This is a genomic window from Brevundimonas sp. (genome assembly GCF_035561115.1).
Classification (GTDB): Bacteria; Pseudomonadota; Alphaproteobacteria; order Caulobacterales; family Caulobacteraceae; genus Brevundimonas.
This window is the reverse complement of the sequence record NZ_DATMYH010000107.1, coordinates 1-24338: the sequence shown is the minus strand read 5'-3', so window position 1 is coordinate 24338 and position 24338 is coordinate 1. Positions and strand designations below refer to the sequence as shown.

21 protein-coding genes and 1 tRNA gene are annotated in these 24338 nt (G+C 67.4%); 12 read left to right on the top strand and 10 right to left on the bottom strand.

Features of this window, described 5'->3' with window-relative positions; translation table 11 throughout:
* On the bottom strand, window positions 1-368 hold a 368-nt coding region (locus tag VN378_RS14705), incomplete at its 3' end, for an SDR family NAD(P)-dependent oxidoreductase (protein WP_325744310.1).
* A gap of 192 nt (window positions 369-560) precedes the next feature.
* Between VN378_RS14705 and VN378_RS14700 the strand changes: the two genes are divergently transcribed.
* Window positions 561-1457, top strand: a complete 897-nt coding sequence (locus VN378_RS14700; RefSeq protein ID WP_325744309.1) for a LysR family transcriptional regulator — start codon at window positions 561-563, stop codon at window positions 1455-1457.
* A 212-nt stretch (window positions 1458-1669) separates the two neighbouring features.
* Here the strand turns inward: VN378_RS14700 and VN378_RS14695 are convergent, their stop codons facing one another.
* Complete coding sequence (locus VN378_RS14695) at window positions 1670-1828, bottom strand: hypothetical protein (protein WP_325744308.1); 159 nt, start codon at window positions 1826-1828, stop codon at window positions 1670-1672.
* Window positions 1829-1957: 129 nt separating this feature from the next.
* On the opposite strand from VN378_RS14695, the gene VN378_RS14690 reads away from it, so the two are divergent.
* Window positions 1958-5590 (top strand): NACHT domain-containing protein, encoded by a 3633-nt coding sequence (locus VN378_RS14690; protein WP_325744307.1) that lies wholly within the window; start codon window positions 1958-1960, stop codon window positions 5588-5590.
* A gap of 60 nt (window positions 5591-5650) precedes the next feature.
* Here the strand turns inward: VN378_RS14690 and VN378_RS14685 are convergent, their stop codons facing one another.
* The 3 genes from VN378_RS14685 to VN378_RS14675 form a co-directional block, all read right to left on the bottom strand.
* Window positions 5651-5869 (bottom strand): hypothetical protein, encoded by a 219-nt coding sequence (locus VN378_RS14685; RefSeq protein WP_325744306.1) that lies wholly within the window; start codon window positions 5867-5869, stop codon window positions 5651-5653.
* A 269-nt stretch (window positions 5870-6138) separates the two neighbouring features.
* Window positions 6139-6213: transfer RNA gene (locus VN378_RS14680), tRNA-Val, on the bottom strand.
* A 55-nt stretch (window positions 6214-6268) separates the two neighbouring features.
* Entirely contained in the window at window positions 6269-6952 is a 684-nt protein-coding gene (locus VN378_RS14675) for an HAD-IA family hydrolase (protein ID WP_325744305.1), read from the bottom strand.
* A 65-nt stretch (window positions 6953-7017) separates the two neighbouring features.
* Between VN378_RS14675 and glmU the strand changes: the two genes are divergently transcribed.
* From glmU to VN378_RS14645, 6 genes are all read left to right on the top strand, one after another.
* Window positions 7018-8373 carry a bifunctional UDP-N-acetylglucosamine diphosphorylase/glucosamine-1-phosphate N-acetyltransferase GlmU gene (gene glmU, locus VN378_RS14670; protein WP_325744304.1) on the top strand — a complete coding sequence of 452 codons (1356 nt, stop codon included), beginning with the start codon at window positions 7018-7020 and terminating at the stop codon, window positions 8371-8373.
* A complete protein-coding gene (gene rpiA / locus VN378_RS14665; protein WP_325744303.1) occupies window positions 8370-9056 on the top strand; it encodes a ribose-5-phosphate isomerase RpiA in 687 nt (228 codons plus the stop codon). Before glmU ends, rpiA begins: the two co-directional genes overlap by 4 nt.
* 147 nt (window positions 9057-9203) lie before the next feature.
* The gene (gor, locus tag VN378_RS14660; RefSeq protein WP_325744302.1) at window positions 9204-10586 is read left to right on the top strand and encodes a glutathione-disulfide reductase; all 1383 of its coding nucleotides are present in this window, start codon (window positions 9204-9206) and stop codon (window positions 10584-10586) included.
* Window positions 10587-10820: 234 nt separating this feature from the next.
* Window positions 10821-12194: a class II 3-deoxy-7-phosphoheptulonate synthase gene (locus VN378_RS14655; RefSeq protein WP_325744301.1), complete on the top strand. Its 1374-nt coding sequence runs from the start codon at window positions 10821-10823 to the stop codon at window positions 12192-12194.
* Window positions 12195-12196: 2 nt separating this feature from the next.
* A complete protein-coding gene (locus tag VN378_RS14650) occupies window positions 12197-12778 on the top strand; it encodes a prephenate dehydratase domain-containing protein (protein WP_325744300.1) in 582 nt (193 codons plus the stop codon).
* Between the two features lie 293 nt (window positions 12779-13071).
* A complete protein-coding gene (locus VN378_RS14645; RefSeq protein ID WP_325744299.1) occupies window positions 13072-13794 on the top strand; it encodes a chorismate mutase in 723 nt (240 codons plus the stop codon).
* Between the two features lie 15 nt (window positions 13795-13809).
* On the opposite strand, the gene VN378_RS14640 is transcribed toward VN378_RS14645, so the two are convergent.
* The 3 genes from VN378_RS14640 to VN378_RS14630 form a co-directional block, all read right to left on the bottom strand.
* Window positions 13810-14589, bottom strand: coding sequence for a thioredoxin domain-containing protein (locus tag VN378_RS14640; RefSeq protein ID WP_325744298.1), 780 nt, complete (start codon window positions 14587-14589; stop codon window positions 13810-13812).
* A gap of 22 nt (window positions 14590-14611) precedes the next feature.
* Entirely contained in the window at window positions 14612-15955 is a 1344-nt protein-coding gene (locus VN378_RS14635) for a M48 family metalloprotease (protein ID WP_414642259.1), read from the bottom strand.
* Window positions 15956-16092: 137 nt separating this feature from the next.
* Window positions 16093-18735: an Rne/Rng family ribonuclease gene (locus VN378_RS14630; RefSeq protein ID WP_325744296.1), complete on the bottom strand. Its 2643-nt coding sequence runs from the start codon at window positions 18733-18735 to the stop codon at window positions 16093-16095.
* Between the two features lie 436 nt (window positions 18736-19171).
* On the opposite strand from VN378_RS14630, the gene VN378_RS14625 reads away from it, so the two are divergent.
* On the top strand, window positions 19172-20395 hold the full coding sequence (locus VN378_RS14625; protein WP_325744295.1) for an N-acetylmuramoyl-L-alanine amidase family protein: 1224 nt from the start codon (window positions 19172-19174) through the stop codon (window positions 20393-20395).
* Here the strand turns inward: VN378_RS14625 and VN378_RS14620 are convergent.
* Window positions 20386-20694 (bottom strand): hypothetical protein, encoded by a 309-nt coding sequence (locus VN378_RS14620; protein WP_325744294.1) that lies wholly within the window; start codon window positions 20692-20694, stop codon window positions 20386-20388. The two genes, VN378_RS14625 and VN378_RS14620, sit on opposite strands and share 10 nt — an antisense overlap.
* Before the next feature lie 615 nt (window positions 20695-21309).
* A complete protein-coding gene (locus VN378_RS14615) occupies window positions 21310-22176 on the bottom strand; it encodes a hypothetical protein (protein ID WP_325744293.1) in 867 nt (288 codons plus the stop codon).
* Window positions 22177-22556: 380 nt separating this feature from the next.
* Between VN378_RS14615 and VN378_RS14610 the strand changes: the two genes are divergently transcribed.
* The 3 genes from VN378_RS14610 to VN378_RS14600 form a co-directional block, all read left to right on the top strand.
* Entirely contained in the window at window positions 22557-23210 is a 654-nt protein-coding gene (locus VN378_RS14610) for a glutathione S-transferase family protein (protein ID WP_325744292.1), read from the top strand.
* A 48-nt stretch (window positions 23211-23258) separates the two neighbouring features.
* Window positions 23259-23996: an exonuclease domain-containing protein gene (locus VN378_RS14605; RefSeq protein WP_325744291.1), complete on the top strand. Its 738-nt coding sequence runs from the start codon at window positions 23259-23261 to the stop codon at window positions 23994-23996.
* A gap of 60 nt (window positions 23997-24056) precedes the next feature.
* On the top strand, window positions 24057-24338 hold a 282-nt coding region (locus VN378_RS14600; protein WP_325744311.1), incomplete at its 3' end, for a transglycosylase domain-containing protein.

The following is a 24338-nucleotide window of genomic DNA, read 5'->3' as shown; positions in this document are numbered from 1 at the left end:
AGCGCCTTCTGGACCGTGAAGATCGTACCCTTCACGTTGGTGTCGAAGATTTCGTCGATGTGCCCGGCGGTGATCTCTCCGAGTGGCAGCAGACTTCCCGTCCCGGCATTGGCGAAGACGATGTCGAGAGTTCCGCGCTCGGCCTTCACCGCCGCGTAGAGCCGGTCGAGGTCGGCCTCATCCGAGACCGAGCCCTTCACCGCGCGGGCATTGGGCCCGAGGTCGGCCACAGCGGCATCGAGCGCGTCCTGCCGGCGGCCGAAGATGAAGACGAAGGCGCCCTCCTCGATGAAACGCTTGGCCGCCGCGAGGCCGATGCCGGTCGCGCCGCCTGTGATCACGGCGGTCTTTCCATTCAGTCGGGTCATGACTGCATCCTTCCTTGTTCGGGACGTCCCCGTGAGCCAGGAGATGGGGCGGCCCGCGTCGGCTTCGAGTGCGGATGCGCGCACATCGGTGGTGCAAAAACGATCCGGCTGGCCATGAAGACCGGCCGTACTGCTGTTGGATGTGCTAGGTACACGCTTTGGAAAGCGCACCGCGCGGCGCAAGATTGCACCATGATCGACTGGGATGACGTTCGCTACTTTCTCGCCGTCGCGCGTGGGGGCTCGGTGCGGGCGGCCGCCGGACGCCTCGGGGTGAACCACTCGACCGTGCTGCGACGCATCGCCCAGCTCGAGGAACGCCTCGGGGCGCAGATGTTCGAAAAGCTGCCTTCGGGCTACCGCCTGACGGATGCGGGCGAGGAGGTCCTCGAGCTCGCCAACCAGATGGAGGCGTCGTCGCACCAGCTGGAGACGCGCGTCTTCGGTCGCGACCAGAGTGTGCACGGGCTTCTGAGGGTGACCTTGGCGCCGACTCTCGCGACCCACCTGCTCATGCCGGACCTCGCCGAGTTCGCGCGTCTGCATCCGGACATCGAACTGGACATCCTCTCGTCCGGCGAGCTGGCGAATCTGACCAACCGGGAGGCCGATGTCGCGATCCGCGTCGTCTACGACCGCAAGACCCTGCCGCTCAATCTTCACGGCCTGAAGGGGCCGGAGCTGTTCGGAAACGTCTACATGGCCCGCGATCGACTGGCCGCGTGGCGTGCGGGGGCTCCGGAGCCCATCCGGTGGATCGTCATAAGCTCTGACGGAATCCAGGACTGGGCCCGTGGGGGCGAGGTTCGCGCGACGGGAGCTCCGTTCAGGGTCACCGACGGCGAGGCGCAGATCGTTGCGGTCCGGCAAGGGATCGGGATCACGACCTTGCCGTGCTTTGTCGGAGACGCCGACCCCCTACTGGCGAGGGCGCCGGGCGCCGACCTGCACATGTACGGAACGCTCTGGCTTCTCACACAGGGGGAGACCCGCAAGACGAAGCGCGTCCAGCTTTTCACGGAGTTCGTATCCCGCAGGCTCGCCGCCTACGCTCCGCTTCTCGCGGGGCTGTCTGTATCGCGCGACTGATACGCGGCAGGTCACCGGCGACGCCGCAGTGGACAAGTGCTGAACATCGCCGGCCTACGACTTGCGTCGTGGCTCAACCGATAGCGGACATCGGCTATTCGCCGAAGGTCGACTTTCTGGCGGCGTGCCGACATCCGCTACTGGCGCTCAGCGGTCAGAACGACCCCGCCGATTGAGCGGGCGGGGTCGGTAGAACGGTTGGTACACCGCAACTAGTCTTCGCGGCGGTACGGCTCGGTGCAGGAGAGCGTGAGATAGCCAGCGGCGAGCAAGACATAGATCGCCGGTTCGTGGATGCCGATGGCCAGCGCGGCGTACGCATGGGCGATGAGGAAGTGGCAGAACGTCTTCGTACTTTGGGGCACTTGCATTGCTTTGGTCCTGTTGCATGTGCTGCCCGGGCAGCTAGGGTGGATCGATCAAGGCGAAGGTGCTCCCCAGTCGCTCCAATTCTCAGCCCCACACGCCGCCCACATTGAACCCACACTCATCCGATTTTCATGGCCAGAGCACCCGTCGGACTCGCTGTGAGGCACCTGCGGGAGCGCAAGGGCTGGAGCCCATGGGACCTCGCCACGCAAGCCGGGGTGAAGCTCGACACGATCCGGGCTCTTGAGACCGGCGACCGCCGGACCCGCCTACACACAATCAGGACCGTTGCTTCGGCGTTGGGCACCAACGCCGAAGGCCTGATAGAACTTGCGGATCGGCTATCATCGAGCGCCGGCGCTGGACGACCGGTTGCAGGTGGGCTCTGCCGGCATCCGGACCTCTTCCGGCGTCTCGCGGAGCGGAGCCGGATCGCAGCCGCGCGCATAGACAGTCTGAGGGCCGGCACGCGGCTGGAGCTCTCGCTGGGGCGCGGCCTTTACGTGTCGCGGGATATCGAGGCCGAAATCATCCAGGATGTTTTGGCCACACCAGACGAGCGGCGGCTGATCGTCGTCGACGGGGAGCCTGGGACGGGCAAATCGTCCCTGCTGTGGCATGTCCAGCAGGACCTTGCCGGGCGGGAGGAGGGTGTCGCCTGGCTCTTCGACGCGATCGAACTCCCGACCGTCTTCGCGGGACCTGCCGGTCAGCTGGGCGTCAGCGATGTGTTCGCCGAACTCGTCGAAGATCTCGTTGCTACGGGAAAACGCCTGATCATACTCGTGGACACCATCGATGTGGCTCTCAACAGCACCGCGACGCCGGCGGACCTACTGCACTTTCTGACGAGCCTGAACGCCATGGGCGTCGATGTGATTGTTGCATCGCGTCCTTTGGAGGCGCGGCAGTTTCATCTCCTGTCCGCCCGGATCTTCCATCTATTCGAGTATTCGGACACGGAACTCACCCGGGCGATCGCCAACTATGCGGCCGCGTTCGTCGGAGACGTCGGCGAGGCGCAGGCCCAGCTGCACGTCGATGCGCTGCTGGGCGCAGTGGCGCAGGGCTTCCCCATCCGGGAGATTTGCCGCAATCCCCTCACCCTGCGCATGCTCTACACGATCTATGCGCCCAACCAGATCAACGTCTTCGACGTCAACATCATAGCGCTCTACGTCGAGTTCTGGCGGCGGCGCGTGGAAAGCGATCTGCGACACGACTTCCAGGTGGAGGGCCTCGACCAGGATCTCTCCGCTGCGGCCATGCACATCGCGGTCGTCATGCTGGTCGAGGGGATCCCCGAGGTGGCGCGGGAGCTGCTGGAACGCGAGCTTGAGTTGGCCCTCATCCCCCCGGCCCAAATCGCTGGCCTCGAGGCGAGAGGAATCCTCGCGACGTCGAGCATCGGATCGCAGCGCTACACCAGTTTCTTCCACCAGACCTTCTTTGAGCATGCGGCGGCCGTCGCGATCGTTCGGGTCGGCGGCTCGACGGCCCTGGAGGCGCTCGCTGAGAGATGGCGCGAGACCAGCGAGAACCCTTTCCTAGGCGCGGTCCTCGAGCGGACGTTGGTGCTTGCGGAGCACGGGGTGCTGGCCGTCCGCACCGAAGCGGAGCGTCGGCTTGATCTGCTGGCACAGGCGGGATCGTCCGCCGCTGCCGTGATCGCCTATGTGTTCGTTCACCGGAGCGCCGTGCCCGAGTCGGTCACGCGATACATCGACGCGGCGATCGCCGCCGAGGACCCTCTGCTGATCGAACGTCTGCTTGACGTCGCAGCGAACGCGCAACGGGCTCGCCAACCGGACCTCTTCGGTGCGCTTTCCAGGATTATGAGCATAGGCAATGGGCGGTGGGCCAGCCGCGCCCTCCTACTGCTGCTGCGCTTTTGGGGCGGGAATGCAGCGCTCATTCTGCCCCTGCTCGCCGGCCACGCAACGTTGCCCAATTTCCTGGGCGGGCGCTACAAGGTGCCAGAAGCGCGAGACCGATACCTCGCTTTCCTGGGCCGTCTCGCCTTGGAGAACGTCCACAGCGACTGGGCGTTCGAAGAGCTGGTCCGCCTGTTCAACTATGCCGAAAAGGTCGGTTCGGAGGACTTCGCCTTAGCGATCCTAGGGACCCTCAAGACGATCGCGCTGACGGTCCGCGGCGTCGTGTCGCGGTTCCGTGAGGCTGCCCGGATCGGCGCGCGCCACGGGAAGCTGACCACGCTTACTATGGCGCGCGAATTGGGCGAGGCGTTGCACGAAGAGTGGCGGCTCTCCGGGACGACGATTCCCGCTGTTGTCGAGGGTCTGGTCGCAGCACCGGACCGCGACCTGCACTTCAACGCGCGCCTCTACGGCCTCGGTCTGCTGCTGGCCTCGAGTGCGCCGGGCGACGTGTTGGACGCGTTTCGGCGAACTGGGCTCGTTGACGACACCGCCCTTCGGGTCGGCTTGGGGCGCGTCACTTGGGCGAAGGCGCTCTCGGTTATCGCCGTCTCTTGGGCGCCACCGCAAAAGCAGCTGTTGTTCGGCGGGATCCGGGCATTAACGGCGGTCCCGGGCGGCGGCGGCGATCCCTATGCGGCGATGATCCGCTTCGCTTGGCTGGAAGGCCGACCGTCAGAACCCCTGCTCAGCGGCCTTTTCGGGAAGGCTTGGGAAACCTCGGCCTTCTGGGCCGACGAGAACCTCGGCGGCAGGCGGCTTGCGGACTCCGCTTCGGTCGGCATCGAGCCGGCGATGGCGTTCCTTCGAACGCTCGCCGCAGACCCGCGTCGATGGCCCAAACTCTCGGGTTCCGTGATGCAGCAGATCAAGTACTGCGTCCGTCCAGAAGCGATCGATCTGCTCGGCCTCGCACTGGCGATTGAGTTGGAGGATTACGCAGTGGTGCTGGCGCTGCTGCAGCGGCGCGACGACCCACCTGCCTGGGACGCAGAGGGGCTCAGCCGGCTGAGCGCCATGGTGGACCGCCTGCGTCGCCGAGGCGACGTGTCCTCTCGCCGGCTGCTCAGCGAACTCGAGCTTCAGCTGGCCCGGCTAAGCCTTGCACCGATCTTCAACTGGAAAGGCTTCTGCGCCCGGCTTCTGCAAGAGGACGACGAGGTGGTGCGCTCGCACCTAATCATGGGGTTCGGACATCTGCCGGACGCCGTGCAGGATAGTGAGGCCCGGGTCATCTGGCTGATCCAATATGCAGAAGGTCGGGGGCTGAAGACGCGGACGGCGGTCATGGAATTGGCGACAACATTAATCGAACTGCAGCCCGATCTCGCCGCCGCAATCACGCCGCTGCTCATGGACATCGCGTTCGACGGCGACACGGAAGGCAACCTTGTTGCACTGCTGCAGGGGCCGATTTACGGCCTCTATAGGGTTCAGGACGCGCGCGTGGAGTTTATCTTTAAGGACCTGATCGCAAGGTCCGCGAATCTGCCGACGCATAGCTGCCTGCGGATCTCCCGGGTCTTCCGGCGGCTGTCCTCCCTGATTATGCGTCGGTTGAACGATGCGGCGAGGGTGGAGCTCTTGGAGTCGGTGCCGCAGATCAACCGCTACCTAGGGCGACTGATTGTCCAAGGGGCCGTCGAGGCTGGAACGCAGAGCCTGATCCCGCGGCTGAAAGTCATCGCCGAAAACCCGACCGTCGGTGCGGACCTCATCAGCATGACCCGGCGTTTCATCCGGCGCGAGATGCGCACCAGCGGCCTCGGCCGCTGGCCCGAACTCTACGAACTGGTGGTAGGGACTCCGGGCCGTCCGAACCCCTGAAGGCATCATGCCCAGGCGGTATCGGAGAGCAGTGCCACGTCGCCGATGAAGGTATCGGGTTCAGGTTTCCGCGCCCGGGGCGCGGGCGACTTCATCGAAGCGCTCGCGGGCCTTGGCCTCGTCGTAGAGAATCTCACTCTGCCGCGGAGGCGCGACCACATAGAACATCATGACCGGAGCCGGAGCCTGGCGCTCGCGGCGCCACAGGGCGAATCCCTCGCGGCCCTCAAGGCGGGTCCACGTTCCAGCGTCGTTGGGATGGTCCGGGATCGACGCCATGAGGCCTCCTTCGAATGGGTGGATGCGATGAGCCCGGGCAGGGAAGGCCGGTCCGGATGAAACGCTCTGCAAAGGGCGGCGCCCGGCGCGGTCGAATCGGACCGGCGGACCGCCCCTATCAATGCTTTTCAGGGGGCTTCGTCTCTCTTCGAGCAATAAATTCGCGCGGCGACTGCCCCACTACTGCCCCACTAACTCGCTTTGACGAAAAAATCATCCGTAGACAGAGCATGTAGTTCTGCCAAGCGAATGTTTTTTAATGGAAAAAATGGTGGATGCGACAGGGATTGAACCTGTGACCCCCTCGGTGTGAACGAGGTGCTCTCCCGCTGAGCTACGCATCCATCAATCGCGGAGGCGGCGACATAGCTTGCTCCCCCGTCCGGCGCAAGCCGTTCGTCAGGCGATCAGCCGGCCGATCGCGGCCGGCAGGTCGTCGTAATGCGCGATCACGGCGTCCGCGCCGAGGTCCGCGGCGGGGATGTCGGTATAGCCGAAGGTCGTCAGGATGCAGGGCACGCCCGCAGCCCGCGCGGCGTTCAGGTCGATGACGCTGTCGCCCACCATGATCGCGCGGCCGGGATCGCCGCCGGCCTGGATCACCGCCTCCCGGATATGGGCGGCGTCCGGCTTCTTCGCCGATACCGACTGCGGTCCGCAGACGGCCGCGAAACGGTCGCCCGGATGGGTGACCTCGAACAGGGCGACAGCGAGGTCAGTCGGCTTGTTCGTGGCGACGCAGAGAATGGCGCCGCGCGCCGCCAGCTGGTCCAGCGCCCTGATCGAACCGGGGTAGACGGTGCTGTGATCCGCGATGTGGTCGAGATAATCGGCGAGGAAGGCGCTGAGCAGGGCCGGGGCGGCGTCTTCATCCCATCGGGCGCCGGCGGCTTCGAAACCCCGCTTGAGCAGGGCTATGGCTCCGTGGCCGATCAGATGGCGGGCGGACTCCAGTGGGACGGGCGGCAGGTTCCGCTGCGCCAGCAACCGGTTCAGCGTCCCCACCAGGTCCGGCGCCGTCTCGACCAGCGTGCCGTCCAGATCGAAAGCAATGGTCCAGCCATGCAGATCGCGCTCTGTCACCCGTCTCTCCCGCTGGCCGCCCTGATGGGCTAGACCACGGGCGTCACTAGCCGCCGGACCGATTCATGACCAGCATCCGCCATCCCCGGGCCGCCATCATCCTCGCCGCCGGCCAGGGCACGCGGATGAAATCACCCCTGCCCAAGGTGCTGCATCCCGTCGGCGGCCGCGCCATGCTGGACCACGCCATCGACGCCGCCGAGGCGCTGGGTTGCGAGCGGATCGTGGTGGTGGTCGGCGCCCACTCGCCCGAGGTCCGCGACCATGTCGTCAGACGGCTGGGCGAGGACGCCATCGCCGTCCAGGACCCGCCGCTGGGCACGGGCCACGCCGTCCGCGCCGCCGAGGCCGTGCTGGGCGATTTCGTCGGCCAGGTGGTGATCACCTATGGCGACGTGCCCCTGCTGCGCGCGGCCGACATCGAGCCGGTCTTCGCTGCCCACGACGGCGTCACCGTCATCGGCTTCGAGGCCCGCGATCCGGGCGCCTATGGCAGGCTGGTCATGGAGGGGGATGCGCTGGCCGCCATCACCGAGGCCAGGGAGGCGTCGCCGGAAGTCCTGGCCCTGACCGCCTGCAACTCGGGCGTCATGGCCGCCCCGGTCGGCCTGCTGTTCGAACTGCTGGCCGAGGTCCGCAACGACAACGCCAAGGGCGAATTCTATCTGACCGACGTGGTCGAACTGGCCCGCAGGCGCGGCGCCCCGACCCGGGCCGTCTTCGCCGGCGAGGACGCCGTCATGGGGGTCAACGCCCAGGGCGAGCTGGCCGTGGCCGAAGCCCTGTTCCAGAAGGCCCGGCGCGAGTCCTTCCTCGCCGCGGGGGTCACCATGCCCGCGCCCGAGACGGTGCATTTCTCGTTCGACACCGAGGTGGGCGGCGGGACCACCATCGAGCCCTATGTCGTCTTCGGTCCCGGCGTGAGGATCGCCTCCGGCGCCCGCATCCGCGCCTTCAGTCACATCGAGGGCGCGACCGTCGCCCCGGGCGCCGAGGTCGGCCCCTACGCCCGCCTTCGTCCCGGCGCCGATCTGGGCGAGGGCGCCAGGGTCGGAAACTTCGTCGAGGTGAAGAACGTCCGCATGGGCAAGGGCGCCAAGGCCAACCACCTGGCCTATCTCGGCGACGGCGAGGTGGGGGCCAAGGCCAACATCGGCGCCGGGACGATCTTCTGCAACTACGACGGCTTCTTCAAACACCGCACCACGGTGGGCGAGGGGGCCTTCGTCGGATCGAACAGTTCGCTGGTGGCGCCCGTCACCATCGGCGCGGGGGCGATGGTGGGATCGGGCTCGGTCATCACCCGCGACGTGGCGCCGGGCGATCTGGCGCTGGCCCGCGGCGAACAGCAGGCCAAGGCCGGCTGGGCGACGCGTTTCATGGACAAGATGCGGGCGAAGAAGGCGCTGAAAGCGAAATGAGTGCGGACGATCAGAAGCGCCGGGCAGGCGAAGCCGCCGCCGAACGCGTCGAGGCCGGCATGGTCGTCGGCCTGGGCACCGGCTCCACCGCGGCCTGGTTCGTCAAGGCGCTGGCCGCACGCAACCTGACCGGCCTGCGCTGCGTGCCGACGTCGGAGGCCACCGCCGAACTGGCGCGCGAGCTGGGTCTGACCCTGTCGACGCTCGAGGACACGCCGCGCATCGACCTGACCGTCGACGGGGCCGACGAGATCGGGCCGGGTCTGGCCCTGATCAAGGGCGGCGGCGCGGCCCTGCTGCGCGAGAAGCTGGTGTGGGAGGCGTCTTCGCGATGCATCGTCATCGCCGACGCCGCCAAGGTGGTGAAGACTCTCGGCGCCTTCGCCCTGCCGATCGAGGTGGTGGCGTTCGGCCACAAGACCACGGCGAACCGTATCGCCGACGTGCTCTCCGACCATGACATCGCCATGCCGGCGCGCGTCCGCATGGCCGAGCGCGGTCTCGTCCGAACCGATGGCGGCAATCTGATCTATGACGCGAAATGCGCCGCCATCCATGACCCGGTGCGTCTGGCCGACGATCTCAAGCTGATCACCGGCGTGGTCGAGCACGGCCTGTTCCTCGACCTGGCCGACGAGGCGATCATCGGTGGCGATTCAGCAATCGAGGTCCTACTTCCCTGACCACTCTCATCCGTTCATCCCGGCGAAAGCCGGGACCCAGTGCTTTCGTGGGGCCGGGTGTTTTGGATTGGCGTCGGCGCGCATCGGGCTCCACCGATCGCCCACAGAACTGGGTCCCGGCTTTCGCCGGGATGAGCGGAAAAGAATATGCCTGAGACCTACGACTACGACCTCTTCGTCATCGGCGCCGGCTCGGGCGGCGTGCGCGCCGCGCGGCTGACGGCGCTGGGCGGCAAGCGGGTGGCCGTCGCCGAAGAGTTCCGGGTCGGGGGCACCTGCGTGATCCGCGGCTGCGTGCCGAAGAAATTCATGGTCATGGCCTCGGACTTCTCGCACCAGTTCCACACGGCCGAGGGCTATGGCTGGACCATCGACGCCCGTTTCGACTGGCCCAAATTCATCCAGGCCAAGGATGTCGAGATCGCCCGGCTGTCCGGCATCTACGCCGCCAACCTGGGCAAGGCGGGCGTCGACCTGATCCACGGGCGGGCCGTCCTCAAGGACGCCCACACCGTCGAGATCATCGGCAAGAACCAGACGATCACAGCCGAAAGGATCCTGATCGCCACCGGCGGCCGGCCGTGGATGCCGGCCGACCTGCCGGGCGTCGAACACGCCATCACCTCGGAGGAGGCCTTCCATCTGCCGGAGCTGCCGAAACGCATCCTGATCGCGGGCGGCGGCTATATCGCCGTGGAGTTCGCCGGGATCTTCGCGGGCCTCGGCGTCGAGACCACCCTGATCTATCGCGGCCCCAACATCCTGCGCGGCTTCGACGACGACGTGCGCGCCCATCTGGCGGGCGAGATCGAGAAGCGGGGGATCAAGGTCATCCTCGGCTGCCAGCACTCGGCCATCGAGAAGACCGCGACGGGACTGGTCAACAAGCTGGAAAACGGCATGGAGATCGAGACCGACGTGGTCATGTTCGCCACCGGCCGGGTCCCCCACGTGAAGGACCTCGGGCTCGAGGCCGCGGGCGTGGCCCTGAATGACAAGGGCGCGATCCAGGTCGATACGCTGTCGAAAACAACGTCTGCAAGTATCTGGGCCATCGGCGACGTCACCGACCGCATGAACCTGACGCCCGTCGCCATCCGCGAGGCCGTGGCCTTCCACGAAACGGTCTATCGCGAGAACCCGCAGCATTTCGACTACGAGGCCGTCGCCACCGCCGTCTTCAGCCAGCCGCCGGTCGGCACGGTGGGCCTGTCCGAAAGCGAGGCGCGGCATTCCTGCCCCGGCGCGGTCGATGTCTATGTCACCCGCTTCCGGCCGATGAAATACGCCTTCACCGGCTCGGACGAGCGGATGCTGATGAAGCTGGTGGTCGACGCAGAGAGCCAGAAGGTCGTCGGCGTCCACATCGTGGGGCCCGAGGCGCCCGAGATGATCCAGCTCGCCGCCATCGCCGTGAAGGCCGGCCTGACCAAGGCCCAGTGGGACGCCACCTGCGCGGTCCACCCGACCATGGCCGAGGAACTGGTTACGCTGAAGGAAAAACAGTCGAACAACACCTCTGCAGGGTAGGGACGTCCGATTCTGACGTACCGGTATGCCAGATTGGGTTGATGGCTTTCTCCATCTCCCGAGTGGGCGTTTGAAGTGGACTCAGTGGACTCAGTGGACTCAGTGGACTCAGTGGACTCTTCGGACTCATTGGACTGTGTTTTTTCCGTCAGGCGGCCGGTCGGGGGAGGGCAGACGCCTGACTGCGACACGGCCTTCGTTGTCCCGGGCGGTGCGAACGCCTATCCTTGGGACATGAGTACGCGCTGGACACCCGATAGCTGGAGACAAAAGCCCGTCGTGCAGATGCCGACGGACTATCCGGACATGACCGCCCTGGCCCGGGTCGAGGATGAGCTGCGCGCCCTGCCGCCGCTGGTCTTCGCCGGCGAGGCGCGGCATCTGACCGCAAAGCTCGCCCAGGTCGAGGCGGGAAACGCCTTCCTGCTCCAGGGCGGCGACTGCGCCGAGAGCTTCAAGGAATTCTCGACCGACAACATCCGCGACACCTTCCGCCTGATCCTGCAGATGGCCGTGGTCCTGACTTTCGCCGGCGGCAAGCCCGTGGTGAAGGTCGGCCGCATCGCCGGCCAGTTCGCCAAGCCGCGCTCGTCCTCGCTGGAGACCATCGGCGACGAGACCCTGCCCAGCTATCGCGGCGACATCATCAACGGCATGGCCTTCACGCCGGAAGAGCGCGTGCCCGACCCGCGCCGTCTGCTCAAGGCCTACAACCAGTCCGCCTCGACCCTGAACCTGCTGCGCGCCTTCGCCGGCGGCGGATATGCGGACCTGTACAACATCCACCGCTGGACCATGGGCTTCGCGACCGACAGCGCCTACGGCCACAAATACCGCGAACTGGCCGACAAGATCACCGAGGCCCTGGCCTTCATGGAGGCCGTCGGCGTCACGCCCGAAAGCCATCCGGACCTGAGCCGCGTCGAGGTCTTCACCAGCCACGAAGCCCTGCTGCTGAACCTCGAAAGCGCCCTGACCCGCCTGGACGGGGCGACCGGCGAATGGTTCGACACCTCGGCCCACATGGTCTGGATCGGCGAACGGACGCGCCAGCTGGACGGCGCCCACGTCGAGTTCGCACGCGGGATCAAGAACCCGATCGGCCTGAAGTGCGGGCCGACGATGGAGCCGGACGATCTCCTGCCGCTCATAGACGCCCTGAACCCGGACAATACGCCCGGCCGCCTGACCCTGATCGGCCGCTTCGGCGCGGACAAGGTCGGCGATCGCCTGCCGCGCCTGATGCAGGCCGTGAAGGCCGAGGGGCGGCGCGTGGTCTGGTCGATCGACCCGATGCACGGCAACACGCTGAAGGCCGGCAACGGCTACAAGACGCGGCCGTTCGAACGCATCCTGGCCGAGGTGCGCGGCTTCATCGACGTGGCCGAGGCCGAGGGCGTTCACCCCGGCGGCGTCCACCTGGAGATGACCGGCCAGAACGTGACCGAATGCCTGGGCGGGGCGCAGGCCCTGACCGAGGACGACCTGTCCAGCCGCTACCACACCCACTGCGACCCGCGCCTCAACGCGGACCAGGCGCTTGAACTGGCCTTCCTTGTCGCCGAGCGGCTGAAGGCTGGACGGCGGACCCGCTCCGAGGCGGCGTGAGCATGGAGGGGGTCGGAACGCCGACTGACGACGACCCCGGCGGGCGGTGCGCCTATCAGGGCGCGCCGGGCGCCTTCAGCCATGAAGCCTGTCTGGATCTGCGGCCCTGGGACGAGGCTGTGGCCTATGACTCGTTCGAGGGCGCCATCACGGCGCTGAAGAACGGCGAGGTCGGTTGCGCCCTGATCCCGGTCGAGAACACCACCGTGGGCCGGATCGAGCCGGCGGCGTCCCTGGTCGAGGCGGCGGGCCTGAATATCGTTTCCGAGGTCTGGCGTCCGATCCGCCTCGCCCTGATGGCGACCGCCGGCGCGACGCTGCGCACGGTGAAGACGGCCGAGAGCCACCCCATCGCCCTGCGCCAGTGCCCCGGGTCCCTTGCGGCGCTGGGCCTGACCCCGGTCGAGGCCTTCGACACCGCCGGAGCGGCCCGCGCCGTGGCCGAAGCGGGGGACCTGACGCGCGCCGCCGTGGCCCCCACCCGCGCCGCCGAGGTCTATGAACTGTCGATCCTGCGCAACGATATCCAGGATTCGGAGGACAACCGGACGCGATTTGTCCTTCTGAGCGCCAATCCGGGTTGACGCCGCACGATCCGTGCGGCTTTTGAGCGCCATGGTCCGTTCGCAAGCCATCGCTGCGACTGCATTCGCCCGCGTTTCCGCGGCTGCGGACCTGTATTTCTACGGCTTTCGATACGCCGGCTGAGGCGTCGGGGACATCGTCCTGACGGCCTCGCCGGCGACCGCCCCGCTGCGGGGCGGCGGCTCGCAAAATCCCTCATCGCCGTGATCGAAACTGAAAGTCCCCCCTCGTGCCCCATTCCAGCACCAAGCCCGCTCTCCAGCGAGTCTGGCCGTCGCCCGCCGCGGCTGCCGTGACCGACATCTCGCCCGAACACATGGCCCTCGCGGCCCTGCGTCACGAGATCGACCATCTTGACGATGAACTGCTGGCCCTGTTCGAGCGCCGTCTGGCCATCGCCGCCCGTGTCGGTCAGGCCAAGGACGCCCCCGCCGGCCCCCATGTGAAACTGCGCCCCGACCGCGAACAAGCCGTGCTGGCGCGGATGCTGGCGAAGGCCAGTCCCGACAACCGCGAGGCGGTGGAATCCCTGTGGCGGCAGATCGTCGGCTGGGGTCTGGCCCGACAGGGTCGGATCAAGGTCCAGGTCTGGTCGCCGATCGAACCGACCCGCGCCTTCGACGGCGCGCGCCTGCGCTTCGGCGCCGCCGCCGACATGCGCGCCGTCCGCGACCCGGAGGCCGCCCTGGCCTGGGCCGCGCAGGGCCACGGCGTCGCGGTGCTGGCCGTCAACGCCGACAGCGCCTGGTGGATCGGTCTGCGCCGCGACTGGTCGATGCTGAGCGTGTTCGACGGCTTCGGCGGAGCGACGCCCTCAGCCCTGGCGGTCGGGCGGATCGACCCGGCGGCGCTGCCGGCCGGCCGGCGCGTCCTGGTCGATGCTGGCGGCGACGCCGGAGATGGCGGCGGCATCCGCCGGCGCGGCCTGGCCACCCACCACGGCTGGACCCTGTCGCTGACCGATGCGGCCCTGCCCGTCGGCGGCGACGAAGGCTGCGTGGGAGCGATCGGCTAGGGGGAGGGGGCGGGCTCAGCCCGCCTTGGCCGTCCGGATGGCGCGGTCGATGTCGGCGGGCTGGATGCTGGCGCTGGCGCGTCCGTTGATGAAGAAGGTCGGGGTGCCGAGCAGGCCCAGACCCGAGGCCTGGGTCTGGACGTCGGCCAGATGGCGCGCGGTTTCCGGGCTCGACATCGCGGCCTGCGCGGCCGGGACCGCCAAACCGTTTCCCGCGAGAATGCGGTCGACCGCCGCCTTGTTAAGAGCGGGCTCGGCCATCAGGGCGCGGAACACGACCAGATATTTGCCTTCGCGGTGCGCGGCCTGGGCGGCGCGGGCGGCGTAGTGGGATACGTCGTCGGTTCCGCGGTCCAGGATCGGCCAGTCCTTGAACACGAAACGCACATCCGGATGGGCCTGCATCAGGCGCAGAACGTCCGGCGCCGTCGCCTTGCAGCCGGGGCAGCGGAAGTCGAAGAACTCGATGACCGTGACCTTCGCATCGGCGGGGCCGAAGGCAGGATCCAGGGCGCTGACGGCCAGCAGGGACGGACTGGCCGCGGCGCGCTGGTTGATGGCGTCGGTCCGGGCGCCGTCTTCCCTGGCCTGCAGGGCCGCGCTGACCTCCTGCAGGATTTCCGGGTTCCTCAGCAGATAGGCCCGAACCCGTCCGTCGAAATCGCCTCCGGTCACATAGGGGGCCGCCGCCAGCGCCAGCGCGGCGACGGACACGGCCATGGCCGCAAGCGACGCCCGGGGGCGGTCGAAGAAGCCGCGGTCGGGCGCGGGCGTCGGATCAGGCGCGTCGGTCATATGAGTCTCGATCGGGGAAGGGTCAGCCGGCGGCCGGTATCACGCCGCCGCGGTCGCGGCGGCTGTTGCGGCGGTCGACGTCGTCGATGTCGTCCTGGGTCGCGCCCGAGGCGAAGACGATGTCCATGGCGCGCGTCCACTCGGCCGTGCCGGGCGTCAGCATGTCCCGTGCGCGCAGCGCGAACTGGGTCGCCTGCCGTTCGGCGCCCATGGCGAAATACATCTCGGCGGACGCCAGCCGCGCCTCGCCCTCCTTGTTCTGACTGGCATAGGCCTGACTCAGCAGCCGCCAACCCATGGTGTTGTCCTGCTCCAGCGCCGTGGCGCGTTTCAGCTGGTTCACCGCCTCGTCCAATTTGCCGGCATCGCGGGTTTCCAGCAGGGCATGGGCCAGGTTGATGCGCAGGAGGGGCGCGTCCGGCTTCAGCTCGACCGAACGCTGATGCGCGCCGATCGCCTCGGCCGGCCGGCCCTCCTCGAACAGAATCTGGCCCTTCAGTTCCCAGAAATACGGGTTCTCGGGCTGCTCGGTCAGGAACAGCTCGACCGCGGCCAGCGCCTTTTCGGTCTGGCCGTCGCGATACAGGGCGATGGCGCGGGCGTAGCGCGCGGGCAGGGACGTATCGCTTTCGGGATAATCGCGCAGGGTCTGGTTCGGCGCGTCCATGAAGGCGTGAATCTTGGCCAGGATCAGCGCATGCTCGGCGACCCGTTCAGGGCTGTCCTGATGATTGTAGTTCGACTGCTCGGCCACGAAGCGGCGCAGGTTCTCGATCCGCTCCGATGAGAGGGGATGGCTGCGGAAATAAGGATAGCGCCGCTGATCCGAGAAGACTTCCTGCGAACGGAAGTTTTCAAAGAAGGTCACCAGGCCGCGGCCCGATTCTCCCGCGTTCTGCAATGCGCGCGCGCCGGTGTTGTCGGCCTCGCCTTCCTGATGGGTCATGTAACGCAGCGCGCTGAGGGTCCCGAAATACTGGCTGTTGCCCAGGAGAACCGCACCGGCGTCCGGCGCGCCCGCGGCGATGGCCAGGGCGCCCAGGGCCATGGTCATCAGCATGGGCTGCATGCCCGCGCCCTGGGCTCCATCGCGCAGCGTATGGCGGTTCTTGATGTGCCCCGCCTCGTGGGCAAGCACGCCGAGGAGCTCGTTCGCCGACCGGGTCCTGAGGATCAGCCCGGTGTTCACGCCCATGATCCGGCCGCGCGTGGCGAAGGCGTTGAGGTCATTCTCGTTGATCAGAAGGATCTCGATCTCGGACGGCTCCAGCCCCATGGCGGTGAGGACCGGGTCCGTCCACTCGTGGATGATGCCTTCGATCTCGGTGTCCCGAATCGCGCTCTGGGCCGAGGCGGGCGAGGCCATCGCCAGCACAAGGCCGACGGCGGCGAAGGCGCCGGACAGCCGGACGGCGGCGTTTCGGGACAGCCAGTTCAATGCGAACTCCTCATACCCAAGTCTACGCCCCGCCCGGCCGATGGTCACAACCTAATCACGGCGTTTCAGCGGCGCCACCATCCACGCTTCGGCTTCTCTGGCGGCGCCACGATCTGGTTCGGATCGTCGGCGATCAGGGCGGCGACATCGACTTCCGGCTGCGGCGGGGCGACCGGTTCGGCCACCGGGGCCGGTTCCGCCTCGGGCGAGGCGGGAAGGTCGGCCGCCTCGGCGGGCGTGACGTCCAGCACGGCAGGCGCCGTTTCCGGTTCCATCTCATTGGGCTCGATCGGCGCGGTCACCGCTTCGGCTTCCGATTCAGCCGTGGCGCTGGCCGAGACCTTGCGACGAACGCGACGGCGCTTGGGCTCTTCCGGGATGGCGACCGGCGCCGTTTCGGCCTCGTCGATGATCACCGCCATCGGGGTGTCGACCGAACCATCGGGCGGCATGCCTTCGTTGGTGGCGCGGGTCTCGACCTTGGTCTCGTGGGTCAGGCCCTGTTCGCTGCCGCGATCCCGGCCGCGGCCACGTCCACGACGACGGCGCGAGCGGGGTCCGCGTTCGCCGCCGATCTCGCCCTCGGGGCGTTCGCCGGCGACCTCATCGACATCGTTGGCCGGGTTGGCGTCGGCTTCGGCGCGGGGCTCGGCGCGTTCGGGATTGATCGGGTCGAACCAGACGTAAGGGTCTTCCAGCGACGGCGTACGGCCGCGCACCCAGTTGAAGCCGTCGCGCTCGCCGCCCTCTTCACGCACGCGGCGTCCGCCACGGCGTCCGCGACGGCGGCGGCGGCCGCTTTCGCTGTCATCGTCGTCCTCGCCGGCGGCGAGGGCGGGCGCTGCGACTGTCGCATCGTCGGCCGAACCCTCGGTCGCGTCGCGGCGGCCGCCGCGACGGCGGCGGCCACGGCCGCGGCCATTTTCGCCCTCGGCGCGCTCGACGCGTTCGCGGGGTTCGTCGTCGTCCGTGTCCTCGCGGTCGAGGGCGTCGTTGTCGGCGATGATTTCGTCTTCGTCGCCGTCATCCTCATCATCGAAGGCGCTGTCGTCGAAGTCGTCGTCGAGGTCGATGAAGGCTTCGGGCCGCTCCTCGGGCACGAAGTCCTCGTTGGTTTCGGTGCGCTCGAGCGAGTGGTCGCCCTGGCCGAGGGTGTCGTCGATCAGGATGACGACGTTCAGGCCGCGCTGGGCCATCAGGCGCTGCAGATAATCGCGCTTGTGGTTCAGGATGTAGAGGGCGACGGCGGTGCACAGGCGCAGGTTCACCGAGCCCGCGCCGTTCTTGCCAGCCTCGATGTCGACGGCGCGCAGGGTCATCAGCGCGGCGCTTTCGGCCGAGCGGACGCGTCCGGCGCCCTGGCAGTGCGGGCAGACCTCGGTCGCGCCCTCGATGACGCCGAGGCGGCGGCGCTGACGGCTGATCTCCATCAGGCCGAAGCCGGAGATGCGGCCCATCTGGATGCGGGCCCGGTCCTTGGCCAGGGCGTCCTTGAGCACCTTCTCGACGGTGCGGTTGTTCTTCGACTCATCCATGTCGATGAAATCGATGACGATCAGGCCGGCGAGGTCGCGCAGACGCAGCTGGCGGGCAGCCTCGACGGCGGCTTCCATGTTCGTCTTGGTGGCGGTGGCCTCGACGTTGCGTTCCTTGGTCGAACGGCCCGAGTTGACGTCGATGGCGACCAGGGCCTCGGTCTGGTTGATGACCAGATAGCCGCCGGACGGCAGGGGCACGACCGGCTGGTGAATCTGGGTCAGCATCTCCTCGATGCCGTTGGTCGCGAACAGCGGGCGGGCGCCCTGGTACAGGTGCACCTTCTTCGACTGCGAGGGCATCAGCACGCGCATGAAGTCGCGCGCCTCCTTGAAGCCCTCGACGCCCTCGACCTGGATGCCGTCGAAATCCTTGTCGAACATGTCGCGCACGGCGCGGCGGACGAGGTTTTCTTCCTCATAGATGATCGACGGCGCGTTCGATTTCAGCGTGGTTTCGCGGATGGTTTCCCACAGCCGCAGCAGATATTCGTAGTCGCGCTTGATCTCGGCCTTGGTGCGTTTGGCGCCGGCGGTGCGGATGATCAGGCCCATGCCCTGGGGCACGTGCAGGGCGGCCGCGGCGGCCTTCAGGCGCTTGCGGTCGGTGGCCTGGGTGATCTTGCGCGAGATGCCGCCGCCCTTGCCGGTGTTGGGCATCAGCACGCAGTAGCGGCCGGCCAGCGACAGCCAGGTGGTCAGGGCCGCGCCCTTGCCGCCGCGCTCGTCCTTGACGACCTGGACCAGCATGACCTGACGACGCTTGATGACGTCCTGGATCTTGTAGCGGCGCATCAGGCGGCGCTTGAGGCGTTCCTCCTCGGCCATGCCGCCTTCGGATTCGTCGTCGGCGTGGTCGCGGGCGTGTTCGTCGTGCTCGTCGTCCTCCGAATGCGCTTCGGCCATGATGGCTTCGCGGTCGGCGACGGGGATCTGGTAATAATCCGGGTGGATTTCGCTGAAGGCGAGGAAGCCGTGGCGGTTGCCGCCGTACTCCACGAACGCAGCCTGGAGGCTGGGCTCTACGCGAACGACCTTGGCGAGGTAGATGTTGCCGCGAAGCTGGCGCTTCGCGCGGGATTCAAAGTCGAATTCCTCGACCTGACGGCCCTCGACGATGGCTACGCGGGTCTCCTCCGCGTGGGCGGCGTCGATCAACATGGTCTTTGACATGGAAACAGTCTTTCTGGCGCGCTCGGCCATCCCCGCGAAGGGGCAAGGCGGCTCGCCGAATGGGATTGCGGGCAGGCGCAGGCGCAGTCCCGTCGCCGCGGCGAAGGCCGCGGGCGAGGTCGGTTGTTTCAAACCGGAAGGGAGCGCAGGCGATAAGGCCCATGGGGGTTCAGTACGGTCCTGGGGCCGGACGCGCCGTTTGAGGGCGTCCGGATCCCGTCTTCAAACCGGCGGGTGCTACCCCGGCCAGTCCTCGGATCAGTGAAAACACGCCGCGAGGAGGGCGCGCCCGGCCTGAAGTCAGGGGGGCGCGATCGTTCGCGGACGGAACAAGCATAGGCAGGACGGCTGCGAATTAAAAGCGTTACGCGCTTTAACCCGTTGTCGACGACGTTGAGTCATCATGGGGCCAACCAAGAAGGTGGGTTCCCGTCGAATGCACGGACTGTCGCGTATCAACCTGGCGCACTGGCGCGCTCGCGAGTGGGCGATGACGGCCGCGGCCCTCCTTGTCTTTTGCGTCGCCGTGTTCGCGGCCGGGCGGGGCCTGGCCTCGGGCGCCATGGGCGAGGTGCTGCGCGTCCGCTTCGGCGGCGACGCCCAGCACACGCGGGTGGTGGTCGATCTGGACCGGACCGCGCGCGGACAGGTGATCCAGTCCGGCGATCAGGGCCAGGTGGTGGTCTCCCTGGCCGGCGTCGCGCCGCAGCGCGGGCTGAACGGCACGGGGACGGGACTGGTCAGGGGCTGGCGCGTCGCCGGCGCGGGCGTGGCCTCGCGGGTCGAGCTGGATCTGGCCACCAGCGCCGAGATCGAGCGCCGCTTCCTGCTGCCGCCCGGCGACGGCATCGCCCACTACCGCTATGTCATCGACCTGAAGGCCACCGGCAGGGCGCCGACGCGCGGCGCCGCACGCACCGCGCCGAGGACGCCGACGCGGGCGGCCGAGCGGCCGCTGATCTTTATCGACGCCGGCCACGGCGGCCGCGATCCGGGCGCCCATGGCGCGAACACCAATGAGAGCGCCGTCACCCTGGCGGCGGCCCAGGCCCTGAAACAGGAGCTGGAGCGCACCGGCCGTTATCGTGTGCGGCTGACCCGCGAGAGCGACGCCTATGTGGCCCTGTATCGCCGCGTGGCCATCGCCCGTCAGGCCGACGCCGACCTGTTCATCAGCTTGCACGCCGACGCGGGAAGCGACCCGGCCACGCGGGGCGCCAGCGTCTACACCCTGTCGGAACAGGGCGCGGGCCGGGCGGTGCGCGAGTTCACGCGCGGCGAGAACTGGCACCGCAGCCTGAACCTGCCGGGCCGCGACCCGTCGGTGGACCGCATCCTGCTGGACATGACCCAGCGCGCCACCCAGAACCGCTCGGCCCAGCTGGCCCGGACGCTGCTGGGCGAGCTGGAGGACGCCGACCATCCGATGCTGCGCCGCAGCCACCGCGACGCCGGCCTGGCGGTGCTGCTGGCCCCCGACGTGCCCGCGGTGCTGCTGGAGATGGGCTTCATCACCAATCCCGAGGACGAGCGCCTGCTGAACGACGGCCGCGCCCGCCGCCGCCTGATGCGCGCCGTCGCCGAGGGCATCGACCGCTATTTCCGCGAGCCCGCGGGCAATCTGCAGATGGCGTCGAACGGGGCGGCCGGTCAGCCCTGATCGGCCTCCGGACCCTGCCGGGCCAGCCATTGGCGCGCTTCCCGGAGTTCCTCGAACCAGTCCTCGGGCGGGCGTTTGACGCCGGCGGCCTCCAGCCGCGCTCCGGCGGCGTCAAACTCGGCGCAGCCGCAGCGATGGCTGCCGTCGGCGGCGGCCTGACGCCAGGCCTCGCGGTGGACGGCCTCTTTCCAGTCGCGGATCTGGCCGAAGCGCCACATCATGGCCCGGGCGGCCTTTTGCGCTTCGGGGGTGGCGGTTGTCCGCGCTGCGCGCGGAAGGGGTGTTCGGCCCCGGGGCATGGGCGCCTCCTTTCCAATTTCAGACAGGCGGAAACGACCCCGCGCCGGACGGCGCGAGGAGGCGGGAAGGCGTGCGGAGCGCCGGACCGGAGCCCGGAGATCAGATGAGACGAACCGTTTCGGCCCCGGGCCGGACGCTCCGCGCGGAGATTGTTCGGAAGCTTGCGTCGGGTGGCGGTCTTATCGCCTTACCGCAGCGCCTCCGGCGGGCGGGCCGTGCTTGCGACACGGTCCCCGGACCGGACGAGTATCCCCCTCGTCCCTGACGTCCGTTTGGTTATCAGACCCCGGGCGTCGCCTGCCTTTCGATGGCAGGCCGGAACCGGGCCCCCGCTTCTCCACATCCCGGCGCCAGATCACGCAAGGCCTCTGCGCCTCCCCTGCGACGGGACGGGGAGCAGTGTGGCACGGGGCGTTCCTAGGGCGGGTTCGCGACGCTATTTTTTCTAGAAATGTGATGAATATCAAAGGGTTGTTCGAGCGTCGATAGTCGGGCTGCGGGCGAATTTCTAGCAGTGGCGGAACTTGTAATCAGCCAACTGAACCAGCGTCGGACGGAGTGCGCTGGTCCTTCGGACCGAGATCGCTTCAGCAATGATGGCTGAGCAGACTCGGCTAAGTGTCGAGCATATCCCACTCGTCTCCCATGACCCACCGCAACGCGGAGAGCTTCCCATTCAGCATTCCCCAGCCAAAATCATCCTTGTAGTAGCTGCGAATTTTTCGTTTCCCGATCTTCCTCTCGGCGGCTTCCATCGCTTGGAGCATTCCGGCTTTAATGGCGGGGTCAATCGTTTCTTCCCCAGCTTCTAGCCGCTGGAGCAACACGAGTTTCCGGTCATACCAGATGACCATCTCAAACTCAGCCGCCGCCTTCTGGATGTCGTTGTCGTTGCGGCGAAGGATCAGTTCCCAGACGCCCCCTGGCGCATCTTCCTCCGGCAATAGCTCAACCAGATTGCCTTTCTTGTCGAACATGATCGGATGCCCATTCGGGCCTTTTTGACCTGGGGTAATTGGGCCAACCAACGCCGGCGTCATCTGCTTGCCCGGGCGCAACAACTCGTCCTTGAATTTGTGGAAATCGGCTGGAGTGATCTTCGCCTTTCGGAAGCTCACCAGCATCTCTACCAGCCGCTCTGTTTCATCGATTTTTCCGCCTCGCCGCTGTCGCTTCCCGCTTTTCAACAAGCGCACCTGATGCATCAGATCCCGCAACAATGTCGCGTGGAGCTCCGTCGTACTCGTGAAACTACCTACCAGCGCGGTCTGGTAGGTCTCTTTTTTGAATTGCCGAAGCGCCTCATGTTGCATCACATCGATCCTGTTCGGATCGATGGGGCGGCCAGAAAAATATAGCATGGTTGGCTTACCTGCCGCCACGATCTGGTCGATCTCCTCTACCGTCCCCGAAGCTGCGACGCCGGTACTGGTTCCCAGCTTGGTCCAGAACATGCCAATGAGGATGTCAGCGTCGTTCACAAGTTGTTTTGTTGATCGCAGCTTGAGGTCTTACGCCAGCCGTCGGCATGGCGTGGGACTCCCACTTGATTGGCAATAGAACTGTCTGCTCAGCCGCAGCGTGAATGGCGTTCCATTCATTGATCGCATCAGTTGCGACCTGGCGCTCTTCAGCGAGATCGGACGGTGAGGCGATAAGGACACGAAAGGTCTGGGAGTTGAATGGCATCAAAGCTGCTCTGAATGGCTTGGATGGGAACCATACACGTCGAATCCAACGCGCTAAGTTGGATATCAACGCCCGCCTCGTACACCGCCGTTCGCCGTCGCTTCCTGTTCGACACGACAGCCAGCCTCGTCGTAACCCTACCGGCACCCTGTCCTCCAACCAGAACCCTCCCGTGACCCCCGTTATCACCGCCTTCGAATCCTCTCCCGACCGCGGTCGAGGCCTTGCGCGGGACATGCGCGTTCGCTGGGCGCTGGAGGAGGTGGGCGCGGCCTATGAGGTGCGGCTGGTGTCGTTCAGGGCGATGAAGGAGGCCGCGCACAAGGCCATCCATCCGTTCGGGCAGATCCCGACGTACGAAGAGGGCGATCTGGCCCTGTTCGAGACGGGGGCGATCGTCCTGCATATCGCGGAGCGGCACGCGGGGCTGCTGCCGGACGATGCGAACGCGCGGGCGCGGACGATCATGTGGATGTTCGCGGCGGTGAACACGATCGAGCCGCCGATCGTGGAGTGGAGCGCGGCCTGGCTGATGGAGCGCGACAAGCCCTGGTATGAGGAACGGCTGCCGATGCTGCAGGCGCGGATCGACGCGCGGATCGGCGACCTGTCGCGCAGGCTGGGCGAGGCCGAGTGGCTGGACGGGGCGTTCAGCGCCGCCGACGTGATGATGGTGACGGTGCTGCGCCGGGCGGAGAACTCGGGGCTGCTGGAGCGGTATCCGAACCTCGTCGCCTATATCGCCCGCGGCGAGGCGCGGCCGGCGTACCGGAGGGCGTTCGCCGATCAATATGCGGTGTTCGCGGACGGGCAGGCGGCGGGCTGACAAGGGGCGGGAGTCGCGCTCGCCCGCCCGATCTCCTATCTGCGGCCCATGCGCCTGAGAGTCGTCGATCTGGAGACCAGCGGGGGAGACCGGACCGCCGAGATCATCGAGGTCGGGATCGTCGACGTCGTGCGCGACGGGGACGGCTGGAAGGCCCTGCCGCCGGTGTCGAAACTGTTCCGACCGCGGGGCGAAATCTCGTTCCACGCCATGGCGATCCATCACCTGACGCCGGGCCATTTCTGCGACGACGATCCGCATTGCGACGAATACCGGCTGCGGGAGATGTTCGGCGCCCCGCCCGCCGACGTCATGGTGGCGCATGCGGCGCGGTTCGAGCGGGGCTTCATCGCCGATACGGCGCACGGCGGCCTGCCGTGGATATGCACCGTGCGCTCGGCCAAGGCGGTATGGCCGCAGGCGCCGGGGCATTCGAACCAGGTGCTGAGGTACTGGCGCGGGCTGAATCTCGATCCGGCCCTGGCCAATCCGGCGCACCGGGCCGGGCCCGACGCCTGGGTGACGGCGCATCTGCTCATCGACCTGCTGAAGGAGGCGACGGTCGAGCAGATGATCGCCTGGACGGCCGAGCCGCGGCGTCTGGACCGCATTCCGTTCGGCAAGCACCGTGGCAGGCCGTGGTCCGAACCGGCCGAGGACTATCTGCGCTGGATGGCCGGGCAGGGGGATATGGACGCCGACGTCGTGGCCGCCGCGCGACAGGAACTGGCGCGTCGTGCAGGGGGCGTGACGGACGCTCTGGCGGACGCCGACGACGCGGGCTAAACCGAGGGCCGGGGCCGCCTTTCGGAGTATCAGGTGAAGATTGCCGAACGCTGGTTCGTAATGGCGGGCGTGGCCCTGTTGGGGGCCATCGCCCTCGCGGGCCTGATCGTCGCCGTCTATGCGGCCTGGCTGTTCCACGACCTGCCGGACGCCTCGGAACTGGCCGACTACCGGCCGGCGACGGCGACGCGGGTCTATGCCGGCGACGGCACCCTGATCGGCGAGTTCTCGGACGAGCGGCGCATCTATGTGCCCTATGAGCAGATCCCCCTGCCGGTGGTGCAGGCGTTCCTGGCGGCGGAGGACCGGAATTTCTTCCACCACGGCGGCATCGACGTGGGC